General features: G+C 62.3%; 16 protein-coding genes and 1 pseudogene. 8 read left to right on the forward strand and 9 right to left on the reverse strand.

The genetic code is table 11. The features are described from left to right. Positions 1-3: 3 nt before the first annotated feature. From IPK66_05000 to IPK66_05010, 3 genes and pseudogenes are all read right to left on the reverse strand, one after another. Complete coding sequence (locus IPK66_05000; GenBank protein MBK8174648.1) at positions 4-1,089, reverse strand: site-specific DNA-methyltransferase; 1,086 nt, start codon at positions 1,087-1,089, stop codon at positions 4-6. A 142-nt stretch (positions 1,090-1,231) separates the two neighbouring features. Further along, positions 1,232-2,554, reverse strand: a complete 1,323-nt coding sequence (locus tag IPK66_05005; protein ID MBK8174649.1) for a DUF2254 domain-containing protein — start codon at positions 2,552-2,554, stop codon at positions 1,232-1,234. Positions 2,555-2,922: 368 nt separating this feature from the next. Beyond that, a pseudogene (locus tag IPK66_05010) lies at positions 2,923-3,021 on the reverse strand (IS481 family transposase). A 225-nt stretch (positions 3,022-3,246) separates the two neighbouring features. Here IPK66_05010 and IPK66_05015 point away from each other — a divergent pair. Together IPK66_05015 and IPK66_05020 are read left to right on the forward strand one after the other, a co-directional pair. Then, complete coding sequence (locus tag IPK66_05015) at positions 3,247-4,323, forward strand: AI-2E family transporter (GenBank protein MBK8174650.1); 1,077 nt, start codon at positions 3,247-3,249, stop codon at positions 4,321-4,323. A gap of 185 nt (positions 4,324-4,508) precedes the next feature. Beyond that, positions 4,509-5,303, forward strand: coding sequence for a hypothetical protein (locus IPK66_05020; protein MBK8174651.1), 795 nt, complete (start codon positions 4,509-4,511; stop codon positions 5,301-5,303). 2 nt (positions 5,304-5,305) lie between these two features. Here IPK66_05020 and IPK66_05025 read toward each other — a convergent pair whose 3' ends face one another. From IPK66_05025 to IPK66_05035, 3 genes are all read right to left on the reverse strand, one after another. Further along, on the reverse strand, positions 5,306-6,214 hold the full coding sequence (locus tag IPK66_05025) for a zinc metallopeptidase (GenBank protein ID MBK8174652.1): 909 nt from the start codon (positions 6,212-6,214) through the stop codon (positions 5,306-5,308). 256 nt (positions 6,215-6,470) lie between these two features. Next, complete coding sequence (locus IPK66_05030) at positions 6,471-7,583, reverse strand: hypothetical protein (protein ID MBK8174653.1); 1,113 nt, start codon at positions 7,581-7,583, stop codon at positions 6,471-6,473. 638 nt (positions 7,584-8,221) lie between these two features. Continuing rightward, positions 8,222-10,234, reverse strand: a complete 2,013-nt coding sequence (locus IPK66_05035; GenBank protein MBK8174654.1) for an aminopeptidase P family protein — start codon at positions 10,232-10,234, stop codon at positions 8,222-8,224. Positions 10,235-10,488: 254 nt separating this feature from the next. Here IPK66_05035 and IPK66_05040 point away from each other — a divergent pair, with 254 nt between their 5' ends. Then, the gene (locus IPK66_05040; GenBank protein ID MBK8174655.1) at positions 10,489-10,866 is read left to right on the forward strand and encodes a hypothetical protein; all 378 of its coding nucleotides are present in this window, start codon (positions 10,489-10,491) and stop codon (positions 10,864-10,866) included. Between the two features lie 86 nt (positions 10,867-10,952). Here the strand turns inward: IPK66_05040 and IPK66_05045 are convergent, their stop codons facing one another. After that, positions 10,953-11,267, reverse strand: coding sequence for a hypothetical protein (locus IPK66_05045; protein MBK8174656.1), 315 nt, complete (start codon positions 11,265-11,267; stop codon positions 10,953-10,955). Then, complete coding sequence (locus tag IPK66_05050) at positions 11,264-11,827, reverse strand: TlpA family protein disulfide reductase (protein ID MBK8174657.1); 564 nt, start codon at positions 11,825-11,827, stop codon at positions 11,264-11,266. Before IPK66_05050 ends, IPK66_05045 begins: the two co-directional genes overlap by 4 nt. Positions 11,828-11,944: 117 nt before the next feature. Here IPK66_05050 and argH point away from each other — a divergent pair, with 117 nt between their 5' ends. Then, positions 11,945-13,315, forward strand: coding sequence for an argininosuccinate lyase (argH, locus tag IPK66_05055; protein MBK8174658.1), 1,371 nt, complete (start codon positions 11,945-11,947; stop codon positions 13,313-13,315). Positions 13,316-13,582: 267 nt separating this feature from the next. On the opposite strand, the gene IPK66_05060 is transcribed toward argH, so the two are convergent. Continuing rightward, positions 13,583-14,065, reverse strand: coding sequence for a tRNA (cytidine(34)-2'-O)-methyltransferase (locus tag IPK66_05060; GenBank protein ID MBK8174659.1), 483 nt, complete (start codon positions 14,063-14,065; stop codon positions 13,583-13,585). A gap of 321 nt (positions 14,066-14,386) precedes the next feature. Between IPK66_05060 and petA the strand changes: the two genes are divergently transcribed. The 4 genes from petA to IPK66_05080 all read left to right on the forward strand — a co-directional run bounded on the left by petA (position 14,387) and on the right by IPK66_05080 (position 17,833). After that, positions 14,387-14,932 (forward strand): ubiquinol-cytochrome c reductase iron-sulfur subunit, encoded by a 546-nt coding sequence (petA, locus tag IPK66_05065; protein ID MBK8174660.1) that lies wholly within the window; start codon positions 14,387-14,389, stop codon positions 14,930-14,932. An 11-nt stretch (positions 14,933-14,943) separates the two neighbouring features. After that, positions 14,944-16,215, forward strand: a complete 1,272-nt coding sequence (locus IPK66_05070; GenBank protein ID MBK8174661.1) for a cytochrome b/b6 — start codon at positions 14,944-14,946, stop codon at positions 16,213-16,215. Continuing rightward, positions 16,212-16,994, forward strand: a complete 783-nt coding sequence (locus tag IPK66_05075) for a cytochrome c1 (GenBank protein ID MBK8174662.1) — start codon at positions 16,212-16,214, stop codon at positions 16,992-16,994. Before IPK66_05070 ends, IPK66_05075 begins: the two co-directional genes overlap by 4 nt. A gap of 149 nt (positions 16,995-17,143) precedes the next feature. Further along, positions 17,144-17,833 carry a hypothetical protein gene (locus IPK66_05080; GenBank protein ID MBK8174663.1) on the forward strand — a complete coding sequence of 230 codons (690 nt, stop codon included), beginning with the start codon at positions 17,144-17,146 and terminating at the stop codon, positions 17,831-17,833. Positions 17,834-17,886: the final 53 nt, after the last annotated feature.

Genomic DNA, 17,886 nt, shown 5'->3' on the forward strand with positions numbered 1-17,886 from the left:
CGCTCAGTTCAACTCCGCCCGCAGCTTCTGACGGAACCAGTCGATCGATACCGACTCGCCGTTGACGCGGGCGAACCAGAATTGCCAGCCATTGCAGGTCGGCATGTTCTGAATTCGTGCGGCGACCTGATGGATTGAGCCACGAATGTCCGCAGCGACGATCGAGCCATCCGCGGCAACCTTCGCCGTCCACCGCCGCCGCTCGTCAAACAGGACCTCGCCCGGCTGTAGCATGCCGCGTTCGACGAGCCAGCCGAACGGAATGCGCGGCTCGTCGCGAACGGCGCGCGTGGTGAGCAGACCGGGCTCGGAGGCCGGTTCAATGGCATCAATCCGCTCGCGCGCGATCTGGGCATAGCGTTCGTCTGCCTCGATGCCGATGAAGCGCCGTCCGAGCTTCGCCGCGACTGCCCCGGTTGTGCCGGTGCCGAAGAAAGGGTCGAGCACGAGCTCGCCCGGTGCGGTCGAGGCGAGCAAGACGCGGTGCAACAGCGCCTCGGGTTTTTGCGTCGGATGCGCCTTTCGGCCGTCGATCCTGATTCGCTCACTGCCGCCGCAGACCGGAATCAGCCAGTCCGAACGCATCTGTAGGTCATCGTTCAGGCTTTTCATCGCCCAATGGTTGAATCTGTGGCGTCCCTGCCGGTTGTGGGCGCACCAGATGAGCGTTTCGTGCGCGTTGGTGAAGCGGCGGCCGCGGAAATTCGGCATCGGATTGGTCTTGCGCCAGACGATATCGTTGAGGATCCAATAGCCGAGTTCTTGCAGGACCGCACCCACACGGAAGATGTTGTGATAGGAGCCGATGACCCAAAGCGTGCCGTCGGGTTTGAGCAGGCGGCGGGCGGCGGCGAGCCAGGCGCGGGTAAACTGATCGTAGGCGTTCAGATCTTCGAAGCGATCCCACGCGTCGGTGACCCCGTCAACGCGGCTATGATTCGGCCGGAATAATTCGCCTTCGAGCTGTAAATTATACGGCGGATCGGCAAAGATCGCATCGACACTCTGCGCGTCAAGCGTCGACATCAGATCAATGCAATTACCGATAAGGATCTGCCTCGAATTGAGGTCGCAAGGTGATTCAACCATACCGCGCAGCATGCAAAACGGCGGACTCGGCGTCAATAGGATGTGAAGTCACTTACGGGGAAATCGCCCACGAGACGTTATTACCCATTTCGCAACGGATGCCGGCCGTGCGCAAAACAATGGCGCGCGATCGTTCTTCCCGTCAGGTTTCCTGTTCGGCGACGCCTTTTCCGCCGCGTCCTTCGTTTTGCAATTCACGCAAAGCCGCCGCGAAACGCGTGGCGACAGCGTTTCGATCGCGCGGCAGCGCCAATTGCTCGTTCATTTGCGCCTCCAGCGCGTTTGCATACTCGATAAGCTCGATTCGTGCAGGGCGGCTTTTCGCGTATGTCGCAATGGTGATGATGATCTCGAGAATGCGCGCGGCGACATCACCGTTGCTGCCGCCCGCGCGGGCGATGGGATCGAACGCCGTCCGAATCATCTCCGGTCGTCCGAGAGGCTCGGCGATCACTCTCAGCACACCATTGTCATCGACACGGTAAGCGGACGGCTCTGGGCGGCGCACGACGATGCACAACGCTTCGCCGAGGCGATTGACGCACTCCACTGCGGTGAAGGGATCGTTAATGCCGGGCGAGAGCGCCCTGAGGGCGACCTCCACGAGTTGCCGCAAGGCAAAATCCATGTCCTGGCTTGGCGTGCGGTCGCGCCCCAGAACCGTACTGTCGAGAATGCGACCGGTGACCTCTTCGGTCACGCGCTCGCTCGGCACGACACGGAAGAGAGTGGCCCCCTCGACGACGAAATCGCCGGGCTTTCTGTCGACGTGCAAAACGAGGTCGTGATGCCTCGCAATCGCCAAAAGCATCTCGCCATCGACATGACGGACATATCCGGAACTGCGAGCCCTTATGGCTGCCGAATCTTTATCAAATTGAAGGCGCGCGTCGTTCGCAACCCCACGATCCGGTGGTTCCTCGCCAATCTCGACGGGAAATATGCGGTCGATGACGGTGCGGAGATCCGTCGTCACAGTCGCGATCAGAGATTCAATGCGAATCGAGGTTGCTACATGATGAATAAAGAAAATCAGCACTGCGACATCGATTACGCCAAGTAGAATTCCGGTAACAACGGATAATTGCGGAACGAAATCAATGCGATCGCGGACGGTGCCGATCAGAATCAGACAATATAGAAAGGTCGCCGTGAATGTTCCCAGCACGATCTGGTTGCCGAGGCTGTTCATGAACGTGCGCAGCAATCTCGGCCCGAATTGCGACGAGGCCAACTGAAGGCTGACGATGGTCAGTGAAAAAACAACTCCGGCAACCGTTACCATTCCAGAAGCAATTGTCGAAAGTATTGACCGCGCTGCCTCTGCCTCGAATTTGGGAAACCACGATTCGTCAGTGATAAAGTTATTGCGCAGTACGTAAATATCGAGCCTTACCATTAGAATTGATAGGATGATAGCGCCCAAAAACATCAGCGATGGTATAAACCAATAAGAACTCCGCATCCTATCCCAGAGATCAATTATGCGACTCCGCGGGAAAACCATACTGGGCTCCTTTTTCGCAGCAATCTCTGATGAGACGTCTCCTCAGAATTTTTCGTAATGTTGCGCAAGCAATCTTGGCAGAAGCTCGATAAAAATTTTGCCGAATATTTCGCAATCGGGCGTATGGAGACATCCGATTAACGCGTCAGTAGTCGGCCTCGCAGCAGCGCCGGCGGTATTCAGGCCTCTTTCGTTTCCTTTGGCGGCGTCCTGGATCGTTCGGTACATTCGCCCGACCTGTCTGTTGGTGCGGGGATGATTGGCTTTGTCAGCCGGTGTTCGATGGGCAGGATCGTCGGTCTCGCATCCCCGGGGACTGTCAGCGGATCAGCGACTGATCGGCGCTTCTCCCATTTGGCGATGGTCTTCCGGTTGATGGCGGAGCGTTTAGACAGTGCCCTCAGGCTCTCTCGACCATGGTGTATCGCTCGCCGGACTGCCGCTGCTCTGTTCCACGGGCCGGACCTCGCCCGCCCGAGGGCAGGCTCTGTGGCGCTTGCGTAAAGAACCTGGCCCATAGCGCATCCGTCCCGTCCTGCGAAAAGAGTGCGCCATCAAAGGCTGAGATCAAACATCTAAGCGTGCCTCGCCAGCTTCCACCCGGTCGCCTATGCTCGGGCGATTTGTGGTTGGGGAAGGAGCGGATCGAGATGGATCAAGCGCAAGATCGCGTTTTCGTGAGGCGGGCACTCGAGGCGGCGATTCGCATCGGCATCATCGCCCTGCTCGGCGCGTGGTGCTTTGAGATCGTTCGCCCGTTCGTCGTTCCGGTCGTCTGGGGAATCATCATCGCCGTCGCCGTTTTCCCGGCGTATCTCCCGATTGAGCGAGCTCTCGGCGGACGGCGCGCGATGGCCGCGATCGTGGCGACGCTGGTGATGCTCGCAGTGCTTCTCGTGCCAACGGTCATGCTCGCCGGTACCCTCGTCGACGGCGCCGAGCACGTTGCGGGGAAGCTCATCGACGGCTCCTTGAGCGTGCCGCCTCCTCCGCCCGGCGTTGCTGATTGGCCGCTGATCGGCGAACCCCTCGAGGCATTCTGGAAGCTGGCGTCCAACGATCTCGCCCGCGCACTCCAGCAAATCCGTCCGCAGCTCGCCAGCGGCGGGCGAATTCTTCTATCGACGACGGCGGATGCCGGCATCGGTCTTCTCCAATTCATGCTTGCGATCGTTATCGCCGGCGTTCTGATGGCGCACGCGCACGACGGCGACGAGGTGGCGCACGCGTTTGCGCAGCGATTGGCGGGCGATCGCGGCCCAGAACTCGCCGAACTCGGACAGGCGACGGTGCGCGGCGTCGCGCGGGGCATTCTTGGTGTGGCACTGATCCAATCGCTGCTTGCTGGCCTCGGATTCCTCGCGGTTGGGCTTCCGGGGGCGGGGCTGCTCGCTGTTCTCTGCCTGCTGCTGGCGATCGTGCAGATCGGCCCCGGCCTCGTGCTCATCGGTGCCGCGATCTATGTGTTCTCGACGGCGCCAACGCTGATCGCCGTCGTCTTTGCCGTCTGGTGCGCCTTCGTCGCCCTGATCGACAACGTGCTCAAGCCGATCCTGCTCGGGCGCGGCGCCAAGGTTCCGATGGTGGTCGTTTTCATTGGCGCGATCGGCGGATTTCTTGCCACCGGCATCATTGGTCTGTTCGTGGGCTCGGTGGTGCTCTCCCTCGGCTACACGCTGCTCTGCGCGTGGCTGAAGGACACCCCACCGATCGCGAAAGACGCATAGCGCCGCCCCCAACGCTCCGCCGGGGTGGCGAGAACCGCGCCCCGTCTGTCTCTCGGCTTTCAGGACGAGACGATAAGCGAAAACGATGCTAAGACCGCACCCCCGATGGTCGGGACATCTGGCGCGGACGATTTCAGCCTCGCTCGCCGCGGTATCTACCCCTTCCGGCTGTGACGGAGCCTTGAATGACCACGCTGGTCGTTTTTGACATTGAAGCTGTTCCCGACTTTGCTTCGGCGCGTCGCCTGCTCGCCGCGGCCGACGACGTGCCCGACGCCGACATTCGCCGCCGACTGGGCGAGCGCTATGCGCGCAACGGCGAGGACCCGTCGGCGGCGTTTCTCAAGGTGCCGATGTACAAGATCGTCTGCATCGCGACGCTGAACGCCAAGCGGGAAGAAAACAACGGGCCGTGGGTCGCAGGCCAGATCGGCAGCCGCGCGGTTGGTGAGAAAACGGAAGCCGAGGTTTTACTTGGTTTCGTTAAGGCCCTGCCGGTGGACAGTCGCGGACTCGGCCCGGTCCTGGTCACCTTCGGCGGCAATGGCTTCGATCTGCCGCTCTTGCGCTATCGCGCGTTCGCTCTCGGCGTGGCGGTGCCCAGCCTGCATGGAGCCCATCGCCGTGACTATTGGCACCGCTTCGGCCAGGATCACGTCGATCTGTGCGACGTGCTGTCGGCCTACGGCGCGTCAGCCAAGCCCAGCCTCGCTGAGATGGCCGCGCTGGCCGACATTCCCGTGAAGATCGGCGGAATCGACGGCAGCTACGTCGAAGCCTTCGTCGAGGCAGGGAAACTCGCCGACGTGGCGGATTACTGCCTTACCGACGTGCTTGCCACCTACAGCGTCTTCTTGCGCTATAACATGGTGCGCGGCGACCTGACGCCCGCGCATTATGATGCCTCGATGGATAGCCTGCGCTCGACGATCCGCAAGCACGTCGAGCGTCGCCCGTTGCTGTCCGCCTTCCTCGTCTGAACTCAGAGTTGCTCCGCGGAAAATGTATCGCAGGCGGCGAGCGATCCCTGATCGAGGCCGCGCCGGAACCAGCGAACGCGCTGTTGCGAGGTGCCGTGCGTGAAGGCATCGGGAACAACGTAGCCTTGTGCGCGTTTTTGCAGGCGATCGTCGCCGATGGCCGCGGCGGCGTTCAATCCTTCGTCGATATCGCCTGCTTCTAAAAGATGACGGGAACGGTCGGCGTAGTGCGCCCAGATGCCGGCAAAGCAGTCCGCTTGCAGTTCGACCCTGACCTGAAGCCGATTCGCATCGCTGCGCGCGGCCTGCTGCTGAGCCGCTTCGACGCGCGGCAAGATACCGAGCAGGTTTTGAACGTGATGGCCGACCTCATGAGCGATGACATAGGCATCGGCGAAATCGCCGGGAGCGCCGAACTGGCGGCTCAACTCATCGAAGAAGGCAGTGTCGAGATAGACCTTGCCGTCACGCGGGCAATAGAAGGGGCCCGTCGCCGATTGAGCGAAGCCGCAACCGGATCGCGTGGAACCGGAAAACAGCACGAGGGTGGGATCTTTGTAGGCTCGGCCCATCTGACTGAACAGTGCCTGCCAGGTGTCCTCCGTGTCGGCAAGGACAACGGAGACGAACGAGCGTGCTTCGTCCTCGCCGTCGGACCGGGCTTGCGGCGCGGGGCGGTCGACGTGTGAACTGGGTGGAGATGATGTTTGGCCGCCATCGAGCAAGACGCTCGGATCAATACCGAAAACCAGTGACAGGACGATAAGCGCCACCAGTCCGACGCCCCCGAGACGGCCGACGGGAAGGTTGAAACCGCCGCCGCCATACCCCCCGCCCATCGGTCCACTGCCGTCGTCCTCACCACGGCGATCTTCGATGTTCTCACTTTGTCGGCCACCACGCCACAGCATCCGCGTGCCCCCGCGTCCAACAATCCACCACGCTCTGTTGCGCGTGAACGACGTGCGTACCGACCTCGGATACGCGCATGTCACTATCAAGCACCGCAACGATGAGTGAGCGCAAGTGTTCCCGCTTATGGATGCGCTTTGGGCTGCCGCTGGCATTGCCGGCGACATCCCTGCCGTCGGAGGTGCGCCAATTGCGGGCGAACCCAGACACAGCGCGCGCTGAGTGTGGGGCCCGCTCCGCAAGGTCGTCAAACCGTCAAGGATGCTCGGTCTTCAGGCAGGTTTTTGAAAATGACGCCGCGAGGGCCTTCAGATCGGCGAGCGAAAACGTGTGCGGCAACGTCGGGGCTGCCTTGTGGATCAGTCCGTCGAAGCATTTCTGCGCCCCTTCGTCTTCGTCCATGTCCGCGTCATCGCTCACCAGTTCGACGACGGTCGCCGAGATGGTCTTTTCGTTCTTGCTGGTAACGTCGATGGTCCTGCGGACCGTGCCCGTGCAGCAGATTGCACAGAACGCAAGCGCATCGATGTTGTCGTTTGCCATATCTTCGTCGGCCTCCGACAAGAGATCCTGGGGCGTGACGTTGAAATCTACCTGGAGCGTATTCGCATCGAGCAATTTTGCCTGATCAATCCCTCCGTTACAGCGGTCACCGCCGCCTCCGATGATCTCACCGGTTAACATCGTATCTTTGTGGTCCGGCGAAGCTGCGCGCCGAAGGACATAAATCTCGGAGAAATGGCCGCTTCCGCCGGAATTGTAGCTGATGACGGCAGCGTCTCCGCCGCTTGCGACCTTGCCGAGGATCCGGTACGACAGCCAGATGGGGTAGCCGTCCGACGCGCTCTCGGCAGACCATCCGCCGTCGTCGGTCTCGGTGACGGGGATGTGGCGATTGCCGAGCGTGCAGGCGGCAATGGGCACGCGGGCGGCCATTCCGGTTTCAGGGTCCTGTTCGACCAGACTCCACAGGCAGGCCGGATGGATGAATCCTGCTTCCGCCACGCCATTCGGCGGCTGCGGCGTCGGCGCCGCCGGAGCGCCGAGGGCGGACAGGCGCGCCCGGTACAGTTCATCCAGGCATGGTGCGGCGCGCCAGCGCAAAGACGGGGAAATCTCATCACCGCGTGATGGAATCTCGCAACGGGTCAGTCGCTGGGCGAGCCAAGCCCGTTGTTCGGTCAGGGCGGCGGCACGTTTTTCCGCCGGCAAGCGGGCCTGAGACGCCTCAAACGCGGAGCCGAGCGATCCGTCGAGCACGATCAAATCCGGATCGGAGCAAATCAGCAACTCAATCGGTGCCGCAGCCTTCAGGCAGTCGAAGCTGGCTTCCTGAGCGCGAGCAAAAGCCGGCGTCAGAAATCCCACCAAGAGCAGCGCTAAACACGATCCGTATCGACGCATGGCACGTCCTCGTCCGGTGTCCGCCAACGGGTCCTCGACCAATCGAGTAGCGTGCGCGCCGCTTCCCGGCAAGTGTCAAGCGCGGCCGGTCGTAGCAGCGGCGGCGCTTTCGCTCCGCTCCCGTCGTCATGCGGCGTCCCGTCGCCGTTACTAGGCGGCATCACCATATCCACCAAAAATGATTTTCCTTTTGCAAAACAATGTCCTGGCTATATGCAAGAAAAAATTAACAATGTTGTGGAGAATATCGCTCTATCTTCGATGGCCGGGGGAAGCGATATGGTAATGGAACCTGTCTGTTTGCTTCTCCACAGAGGGAATCATCATGGCTGCACAGACGTTGGTTACGCTAAAGCTCGTTCGGCCCGGTTGCCGCTTGGTTGTCCTGCGCGCCGGCCGCCGACGTTAAAGTATTCATAGATTTATCGGCGTCGGAAACAAAGCGAGACTCGTTCCGACGCTTGCAAAGCGCGCGTGTCCGTTTGGCGCGACCTCACCCCTCACACAGAGAGAAGAGGCTTCTGGCCGTGATCCGACGGCCAGGACTGACGCAGGCGGAGCGCCTGGAACCGGGGCGAGGCCGCATCGCAGCGCTTCGCGGATTACAGGGGCCGGGTCGCCGATTCGAGCCACTGCCGTGTTCTCTCGTCCACGAATGGGCCAATCGTTTCGTCGACCCGTCGATGGTAGGCGTCGAGCCAGGCGATCTCTTCGGCATCGAGGCGCTCGCGGACAATAAGTCTGCGGTCGATCGGCGCGAGTGTGAGCGTGTCGAACCCGTGCAATTCGACCTCTCCGCCCTCAGGGGAAGCGATCGGCGTGACGGCCACCAGATTCTCGATGCGAATGCCGTAACTGCCCGGCTTGTAATATCCCGGCTCGTTGGACACGATCATCCCCGGCTGCAGGGGAATCCGGCTCGGAAGTTTGGAGATCCGCTGCGGTCCTTCGTGCACACTGAGATGAAATCCGACTCCGTGCCCGGTGCCGTGATCGTAGTCGAGGCCCTCACGCCAAAGCGCTACCCGTGCCAACGCATCGATCTGCGAGCCAGTCGTTCCCACCGGGAATCGGGCGGTAGCGACCGCGATATGTCCCTTTAACACCAGTGTGAACCGTTCGCACATTTCCTGGCTCGGCGTGCCGATGGCGATGGTCCGGGTTACATCGGTCGTCCCGTCGAGATACTGCGCTCCCGAGTCGACAAGATAGAGGCTGCCGCGTTCGATTGCTCGGTCGGATTGAGGTGAGACGCGGTAATGCACGATGGCGCCGTGTGATCCAGAGGCTGAGATGGTCGGGAAGCTCAGTCCGCGGTAATGCTCGTTCTCGGCGCGCAAGCGGGCGAGCGCGTCGGCCGCGGCGCTCTCGCTGAGATCACCTGCCTCTGCTGCGCCGGGAATCCAGGCGAGAAAACGTGTCAATGCGACGCCATCACGGACGTGTGCCGCGCGGATGCCGGCAAGTTCGGCGCCCGATTTCACTGCCTTGGGGAGCAGGCATGGATCAGGGGCCGTAAAGATCGTCGCGCGGGCCTGTTGTAACCGCTTCACCACCCACGCGGGTGTTGCTTCGGGATCGACGCGAACGACCCGACGTTCCTCGCCAAGCTGATCGAGGGCGTGGGCGAGCGCGTTCGCTGGAGCGACCCGGACGCCATCGTCGAGGTGCGCTTTGGCCTCGGAAGTCAGCTTGCGCGCATCGACGAACCAGTCGACGCTGGCGTCGGCATGCACCAGCGCGAAGCACAGTGGGATCGGAATATGCGGAATGTCGCCGCCGCGGATATTGAGCAGCCAGGCGACAGAGTCCGGCTGGGCGAGAAAGGCCGCATCCTGCCGATCATGGGTGAGCGTTTCAGCAATGCCGTTGCGCTTTTCTTTCGATGTCAGCCCGGCGAAACGGCCCTCATGCGGAACGATGGGTGAAACCGGGGGCGAGGGCTGAGCATTCCAGATGCGATCGATGAGGTTGCCTTCAACAGCGACGGCCCGGGCGCCGCACGCCTTGCATGCCTGTTCGAATGCCGCGATCTGGCTGGGGGTATGCAGCCAGGGATCGTATCCCAGTCTGGCGTTGCGGCTCAGGGTGGTTTCGAGCAGTTGGCCAAGTGGCTGGCGGGTGGAATGACGGATGGTGAACAATGCCGCGTCGACTTCTCCGGCTGCTTGCGTGGTGTAGCGTCCGTCGACCAGGAGCATCGCCGCATCGCGTAGAATCACGGCCAAGCCGGCCGAACCGGTGAAATTGGAGATCCAGGCAAGCCGCTCAGACCGTGCCGCGACATACTCGCCTTGATGCTCGTCGCTTCGCGGTACGATGTAGCCGGCGAGCCGGTGGGCACGCATTTCGGCGCGCAGCGCCGCGAGCCGAGCGCGACGATCGCCGCCACTGGACACGGCCAGCCGGTCACGGGCGCCGTTCAGGCGCCTTTCGAGCAGCGCGGTCAACGCGGCCGAGGGAGCATCCGCAATCAGATGCATCCAGGCGGTTGAATCGAAGCTGGGCGGCGCTGCAGCCACGCCTTCGATGATTGCAAGCGCCGCCTCCTCGCCGACCCGCGCGTCGCACGCGTCCAGAAGCGTTGCGAGTTCGGCAGGGCCTTCACTGCACATCTGATTCACGTGATTCACGAGCGTCCTCTCTGGTAACGACGAATGACGTCCACGCAGGCTCGCGCTGCTGCTCCCACCGGTGGACGAACGTCTTGAAGTGGGCCTTGTGAACAACCCGTTTACGTTGTGTCACGTATGCCATGCCCCCGCCGTAGGCCTGGATTGCAAGAATACGGCTGAAACTTCTTCGTGCGCCAGAGTACATTCTCGACAACTACCGATGGCAATCGGGGCTTTTTGAAAGGTTGTATCCGATGTTGGGCAGCGACACGTGGGCGCACGACGGCCGCATGATCGAGCTCGAAGATGGTCGCCGGGTGGCGCTCGAAACGCTGCTTGCTGAAGCGAAGGTGCGGCGGGCGCTGGAAGTCAGGAGACTGTTTTTCCGCGCGCTTTCCTGGCTGAAGCGTGTGCGTCGCGCGGAGTTGCCGGCGCGGCCGGCGGGTTGCGGGGGCGACGCCTGGGTGTTCCGCGCGGCGCCGCTGGCCATCGCGGATGTCATCAATAATGATGTCGCCGCATTCCGCGCCGACGGCGCTTTCGTGCACCTTGCCGCGGAGCCCGCGGTCCAACAGCCAGCCTCGGCCGCAAGGCTGGGCAACGCCGCCGGGGATCGCCGCCTCGCCGCCTGACACCTGTCGCGGATTTTTAAGGCATTTCTCCCAGTTCCACCAATACAGTCGAATGCGCATTCGGTCGCAAGGAGACGCATGCCCGGTCATTCGCTCTGTGCCTCGAAATGATAGCCGCGCGCGCGCATGCACGTCCCGAACAGGTCGCGCTCGCGCGTCTGGCCGGAATAGCGGTTCATCTCGCTCGACCATTGTCCGCCGCGATTGTAGTTGAGCGACGCGCTCGATTGCTGGTCCAAGGCGAAGTCGCGCTCCGCCTGATCGCGCGACCAGGCTTGACAGGCAGCGCGATCGCTTCCCCACTGCTCCTCGGGAACGCTCGCATTTTGCCAGGAGCCGGTGGGCGTGCAGGCAAGCAGTGCGAGCACCGAAGCGAGGGCAACGATCTCTCGTCTTGTCACGTTTGCGGACCGAGGCAGCGGGAGAGGAAAGAAATTGTCGCCGGCGCGTCCCACTGGGCCTGACCGACGACACGGCCGACTTCCCGACCGTCCGCATCGAAGAGCACCGTCGTCGGCAAACCATCGATGCCGAGGGCGTGCATCACGCGGCTTGATTTGTCGACCGCGACCGGGAGGGAGGAAATGCCGTTGACCGCATAAAACCGGCGCACCACCGTCGCACCTTCCCGATCCGCGGATAAAGCGGCGACGTTCAGGCCGAGACCCTGTGCCCGCGCCGCCAGACGGTCGAGCGCCGGCATCTCCTCGACGCAGGGGGGGCACCATGTCGCCCAGAAGTTCACAATCAACCCTGTTCCCCGTAACGCGGCAAAGGGCCTCTCGTCGCCACTGGCGTCGATATACGATGTCGCCGGCATGGTCAGTCCCGACTTCGCGGCCGTGTATTTGCCCAATTCTGCCGGCGGATGAGCGCATGGACTGTCCGCGGCGCTTGCGAAGGGCGCTGCGTTCAGCACAATGGCCGCGAGCAGAGCCAGTACGAGGAAGCGATTGCGCATGTTCCGTCTCCCAATTCCGCCAGCGGGTCGCCGCGCGTGAGCAACGACGACGCCCCCCCACCAATTACCGCATTTGCGACGACACCTGAAGCCGATGCCGTGGCGGACGTTAGCCGCATGTGGGGAGGCCGCTTCGCGGCGGGCCCGTCGGCGGTGATGCAGGCGATCAATGTCTCCATTGATTTCGACTGCCGACTCGTCGATCAGGACGTCGCGGCCTCGAAAGCCCATGTAACGATGCTCTCGCAACAGGGAATCGTCGCGCAGGCGGACGCGGATGTGATCCTGCGCGGCCTGGATCAGGTGCACGCCGAACATCGGAACGGCACTTTGTCGTTCAGTCGGGAGCTTGAGGACGTTCATATGAACGTCGAGGATCGGCTCGCCCGGTTGATCGGCGAGCCGGCGGGCCGTCTGCACACCGCGCGCTCGCGCAACGATCAGGTGGCGACGGATTTTCGCCTGTGGGTGCGCGATTCCATTGATGCGCTCGATCGTATGGTCACTGAACTCCAGCGGGTGCTGATCGAGCAGGCCGACCGGCACGCCGCTTCGATCATGCCGGGGTTTACCCATCTGCAGGCGGCGCAGCCGGTCACGCTCGGCCATCACCTGCTTGCCTATGTCGAGATGCTGGGACGCGATCGCGGCCGGCTCCGTGACGCGCGCGCGCGGCTCAACGAGTGCCCGCTCGGCGCGGCAGCACTGGCCGGCACCTCCTTTCCCATCGACCGGCGGGCGAGCGCGGCGGCGCTTGGTTTCGATCGTCCATGCGCGAATTCGCTGGACGCCGTGTCCGATCGCGACTTTGCCTTGGAGTTTCTCGCCGTCGCCGCCGTCCTCGCGGTGCATCTGTCGCGGCTTGCCGAGGAAATCGTCGTCTGGGCGTGTGAACAGTTCGGTTTCTTGCGGCTCTCCGACGAATTCTCCACCGGCAGCTCGATCATGCCGCAAAAGCGCAATCCCGACGCCGCCGAGCTGACCAGGGCCAAGACCGGACGGATCATCGGCGCGCTGACGGGGCTGCTCGTCGTCATGAAGGGGCTGCCGCTCGCCTACGCCAAGGACATGCAGGAGGACAAGGAGCCGGTGTTCGAGGCGTTCGATACCTTGCAGCTTTGCCTTGCGGCTACCGCCGGGATGATCGCCACCGCCACGTTCGATACCGCCCGGCTTCGCGCGGCGGCGGAGCGGGGGTTTCCCTCCGCCACCGACCTCGCGGACTGGCTGGTTCGCGTCAAGGGATTGCCGTTTCGGCGGGCCCATCATATCGCTGGTGCTATCGTCAAAGAAGCCGAGCGACGAGGGTGTGCGCTCGACGTCATGCCTCTTGATGCCATGCAGGCGATTGATCCGGTAATTACCGACGATGTTTTCGGCGTTCTCGGTATTGACGCTTCGGTCGCCAGCCGCCGATCGGAGGGCGGCACGGCGCCGGAGCGGGTGCGCGAAGCGGTGGCGGAAGCCCGCCGCCGCTTTCTTCCCTGATCGACCTGACTCGCCCCGCGCCGCGTTGCCCGCGGGTAAGCGCCGACAGCCCTACGGGCGCGCAAGCCGATCGCCCGACGGGCCCGTGATGCGTGTGTCGCGAAAACGACTCGGTTCGGTCTGTCATCAGGGGAGCGGCCGCTCGGACCGGCGGCGCTATGAATGGGGGCCGCTGGCGATTGCCGGTCACGGATGACGAGAGCAGCCGAATCGCGCCGCTCTCTTCTGGTTTTCGCGTCCGGCATCCCGCTGATGCGGCAGAGCGTGTCAGGTTGACCAGGCGGGGGGCCGCCTTGCGGCTTCCGGCCATCCATCCGTCTGTCGGAGCGCCTCGCCGAGCACCATGGCGGCGGCAATGGCGACATTGAGCGAGCGGGCATCCGCTCGCATCGGCACCGCAACACGCGCGTCCACAATCGCATGCACGGCGTCGGGAACCCCGGCGCTTTCCCTGCCGAGCACGAGGGTGTCGTCGGCGGCAAACGGAAAGCGTGTGTACGGCATCTCGGCCCGCGTCGTCAGCAGGACCAGCCGGCCGGCCGGCCGGCTCGACTGGTACTCTGACCAGGAGGCGAAGCGATTGACCGCGGCGAGTTGGATGTAATCAAGTCCGGCCCGGCGGAACTGCCGGTCACCGAACACAAAGCCCGCGGGCTCGATGATATCGACGCCGACGCCGAGGCAGGCGGCAAGACGGATGATGGTGCCCGCGTTTTGGGGAATGTCGGGCTCGAAAAGGGCAAGGCGCATCGAACGGTGATAAACCGGGACAAGTCGAACGCCCTGCGCGAAAGGTGCGCGTTTCAGACTTTTCTGCGTAGGGCTTTTAGATTATATGCTGGCGCCGTTGCGTTTTCATACCGCAGGGGCGAAATCCACCGGGCGTATGGATACGTACCGAGACCGGGTGGAGTCCGACCTGCGGTCGGCGCCGCGCGATTTTCGTTCAGGGGAACAGGTATGGGCGTCGCCGGGCGGGACCGGCACGGGCGTCTTCCTTCCAGGGGCTGGACAACCGGCGGTTGATTTCACGCCCCCGAAGATGATTAACGAGGAACTTCCATGGCAGAAATGGTGTCAACCTCTCCGCCGCACCCGGTCGAAGGGGACACACGGCGTGACTTCCTGCTCATCGCCGCCGGCGTTGTCGGTGCTGCGGGTGCAGCCTTGGCCGCATGGCCTTTCATCGACAGCATGAACCCGGCGGCGGACACGCTGGCGCTGGCGTCAACCGGCGTCGATTTGTCGCCGGTCGAAGTCGGTCAGCGCATCACTGTCGTCTGGCGCGGTAAGCCGGTGTTTATCGACCACCGCCCGGAGGCGGAAATCAAGGCGGCGCAGGACGTCGACATCAAGACTCTCGTCGATCCGCAGCCGGACAGCGCCCGGGTTATCAAGCCGGAATGGCTGATCGTGGTCGGCGTGTGCACGCACCTCGGATGCATCCCCCTCGGTCAGAAGTCCGGCGATCCCCGCAGCCCCTACGGCGGCTGGTTCTGCCCCTGCCATGGATCGATGTACGATACGTCCGGACGCATTCGCCAGGGCCCAGCCCCGAAAAACCTTATCGTGCCGCCGTATGAGTTCACCGGCGATACGACCATCAAGATCGGCTGAGGAACAGACGCATGGAAGCGCGAACCTGGAAAAACCCGGTCATCGACTGGATCGATCGGCGACTGCCTCTCTTTACGATGATGCAGCATGATCTCGTCGACTATCCCACGCCAAAAAATCTCAACTATTGGTGGAATTTCGGCTCGCTCGCGGGCATCGTTTTGGTTGTAATGATTGCAACCGGCGTGTTTCTGGCGATGCAGTATACGCCTCACGTCAGCTTCGCCTTCGAGAGCGTCGAGCGCATCATGCGCGACGTCAATTACGGCTGGCTCATGCGCTACCTGCACATGAACGGCGCGTCGATGTTCTTCATCGTCGTCTATATCCACATGCTCCGTGGCCTTTATTACGGTTCGTACAAGGCGCCGCGCGAACTGCTGTGGATTATCGGGGTCTTCATCCTGCTGGCGATGATGGCCACCGCCTTCATGGGCTACGTGTTGCCGTGGGGGCAGATGAGTTTCTGGGGCGCCACCGTCATCACCAATCTGTTCTCTGCCATTCCGTTGGTGGGCGAGAGCATCGTGACGTGGCTCTGGGGCGGTTTCTCGGTCGATAACGCGACGTTGAACCGGTTCTTCGCCCTGCACTATCTGTTGCCGTTCATCATTTTTGCGCTGGTCTTCCTGCATCTCGTCGCATTGCATACCAGCAAGTCGAACAATCCTCTCGGCATCGACGTCAAGGGGCCGCAGGACACGATCCCGTTCACACCCTACTATACGATCAAGGATGCGTTCGGCATTGGCGTCTTCCTGCTTGTCTATCTCGGGTTTGTCTTTTTCTCCCCCAACTTTTTCGGGGAGCCGGACAACTACATCAAGGCGAACCCGATGGTCACGCCGCCGCATATCGTCCCGGAATGGTATTTCCTGCCGTTCTATGCGATCTTGCGGGCGATTACGTTCGATCTGTTCTGGGGGCTGATCCCGGCAAAGCTTCTGGGTGTGTGTGCGATGTTCGGATCGATCATCGTCATGCTCTTCCTGCCCTGGCTCGATCGCTCGAAGGTACGAAGCGCACGGTTCCGGCCGATCTATAAGCAGTTTTTCTGGATATTCGTGCTGGACTGCCTAATTCTCGGCTACGTCGGCGCCAATCCGCCGGAAGGATACTTCGTTATCCTTGGCCAAATCGCTACCGCCTACTATTTTGCTCACTTCCTTATCATCCTGCCGCTGATCAGCATCATCGAGCGACCGCGACCGTTACCCGCTTCGATCAGCGCGGCGGTTACACACGCGGGCGTCGGCGTTGCGGCAAAGGGGGCCGCGGAATGAAAACCAAATACAATCTGCTTGCGGCGGCAGCTCTGGCGGCGTTCGCCTGGTCTGGTCCGGCGTCCACTCCGGCATCGGCCAACGAAGGCGCTGCACTGCCGCACGAGGACTGGAGCTTCAACGGCCTGTTCGGGACCTTCGATCGCGCCCAGGTCCAGCGTGGATTCCAGGTGTTCAAGGAGGTCTGCCACTCCTGTCACGGGCTGAAATACGTCGCGTTCCGCAACCTGCAATCCATCGGCTATTCACCGGAACAGGTGCAGGCGATCGCGGCCGAGTTTGAGGTTCAGGACGGGCCGAACGACGAAGGCGATATGTTCATGCGGGCGGCGAAGGCCTCGGATCATGTCCCCGCGCCGTTCGCCAACGATCAGGCGGCACGGGTCGCCAACAATGGCGCTCTTCCGCCCGATCTGTCGCTGATCGTCGACGCCCGCGCCGGCGGGGCGGACTACGTGCATGCGTTGATGGTCGGGTTCCGTGATCCTGCCCCGGAGGGATTCAAGCTCCAGGAGGGGATGTACTATAACGACTATTTCCCGGGACATCAGATCGGGATGCCGCCGCCACTGTCCGACGGTCGCGTCGAGTACGCCGACGGTACGGAAGCAACCCTCGATCAGGAAGCCAAGGACGTGTCCGCCTTTCTCGCCTGGGCGTCGGAGCCCAATCTCGAGGAACGCAAGCAACTTGGCGTCTCGGTGATGTTGTTCCTGATTGTCTTTACCGCGATCCTTTATGCCGTGAAGCGAAAGATCTGGTTGGACGTACACCACTGAGTCATCCCCAACGCGACAGGAACGATGTTCGGCGGCCCCCGCGAATTCTCTCGCGGGGGCCGTCACGTTTTTGCCAATGCGCGCGGGTTTACTCGAACTTCTGATTCTCCCATGCTCGTTCACCCTTGAGAACGAAAGTTGAGGCTTTCATGCCGATCCGTAATGCACCGATGTCCACGACGATCACCCAATTGATCCGCGCCGCGTCCGTGGTTGCGGTATTGATCCCGGCAGCGGTACGTGCCGCGGACAGCCCGTTGAGCGAGAGCGAGGTTGCTCGAGTGATCGCAACGACACATGACCTTGCGCCGCTGTCCGAGAAGTATCGTGACGAGCTCCGTGCCCTGGCGCAATCCGAGTCGGCCAAAGGCACGGCGAAGGACGGCCACAAAGATCCGTGCGACATTCCGGCGGCGGTAAAGGCGCATCCTGGCATGCAGGAGATGGAAAAAACGATCAAGAGCCATGGCTATAAGAACGGCGAGCAATATTGTCGCGCATCGCTCAAGGTGTTTGCCGCGTGCAGTGCCGTAAGGGCTGAGCAGCAGAACCCGAACTGGCGCGACGAACTCGCCCATCCGGAGCAGCGATCAAAGAAGTTGGATGAGCAGCTTCAGCAGGCCATCGCCAAGGTCGACGCCGATACCAGCATGCCGGACGAGCAGAAGCAGCGGATGGTCCAGCAGATGACGGCGATGGTGCAGCAGATGAAGAGCCAGGCGGATAGCCCGATGGTCAAGTCGTTGCTCGCCGTCAGTGACGCAGAGATGAAGGTGGTCGCCCCGTCATGTCCGGATCTGGAGCGCTCGGCGCAGGCTCCGCACGAGCCGCACCCCTAGCGGCGAAATCGCTTGGGGCGGCGCCGGGCCTCGCCCGCCGTCGCCCGTTCGTG

The sequence above is a fragment of the Rhodospirillales bacterium genome, assembly GCA_016712595.1.
Classification (GTDB): domain Bacteria; phylum Pseudomonadota; class Alphaproteobacteria; order Rhodospirillales; family Defluviicoccaceae; genus Defluviicoccus.

Bases quoted from the DNA above. Each gene is read 5' to 3' on its own strand.
- IPK66_05025 (MBK8174652.1), bottom strand. From the start codon at position 6,214: ATGCTGTGGCGTGGTGGCCGACAAAGTGAGAACATCGAAGATCGCCGT.
- IPK66_05005 (MBK8174649.1), bottom strand. From the start codon at position 2,554: ATGCGGAGTTCTTATTGGTTTATACCATCGCTGATGTTTTTGGGCGCT.
- IPK66_05035 (MBK8174654.1), bottom strand. From the start codon at position 10,234: ATGTGCAGTGAAGGCCCTGCCGAACTCGCAACGCTTCTGGACGCGTGC.
- petA (MBK8174660.1), top strand. From the start codon at position 14,387: ATGGTGTCAACCTCTCCGCCGCACCCGGTCGAAGGGGACACACGGCGT.
- IPK66_05015 (MBK8174650.1), top strand. From the start codon at position 3,247: ATGGATCAAGCGCAAGATCGCGTTTTCGTGAGGCGGGCACTCGAGGCG.
- IPK66_05075 (MBK8174662.1), top strand. From the start codon at position 16,212: ATGAAAACCAAATACAATCTGCTTGCGGCGGCAGCTCTGGCGGCGTTC.
- IPK66_05080 (MBK8174663.1), top strand. From the start codon at position 17,144: ATGCCGATCCGTAATGCACCGATGTCCACGACGATCACCCAATTGATC.
- IPK66_05040 (MBK8174655.1), top strand. From the start codon at position 10,489: ATGTTGGGCAGCGACACGTGGGCGCACGACGGCCGCATGATCGAGCTC.
- IPK66_05060 (MBK8174659.1), bottom strand. From the start codon at position 14,065: ATGCGCCTTGCCCTTTTCGAGCCCGACATTCCCCAAAACGCGGGCACC.
- IPK66_05000 (MBK8174648.1), bottom strand. From the start codon at position 1,089: ATGGTTGAATCACCTTGCGACCTCAATTCGAGGCAGATCCTTATCGGT.
- IPK66_05020 (MBK8174651.1), top strand. From the start codon at position 4,509: ATGACCACGCTGGTCGTTTTTGACATTGAAGCTGTTCCCGACTTTGCT.
- IPK66_05070 (MBK8174661.1), top strand. From the start codon at position 14,944: ATGGAAGCGCGAACCTGGAAAAACCCGGTCATCGACTGGATCGATCGG.
- IPK66_05050 (MBK8174657.1), bottom strand. From the start codon at position 11,827: ATGCGCAATCGCTTCCTCGTACTGGCTCTGCTCGCGGCCATTGTGCTG.
- argH (MBK8174658.1), top strand. From the start codon at position 11,945: ATGTGGGGAGGCCGCTTCGCGGCGGGCCCGTCGGCGGTGATGCAGGCG.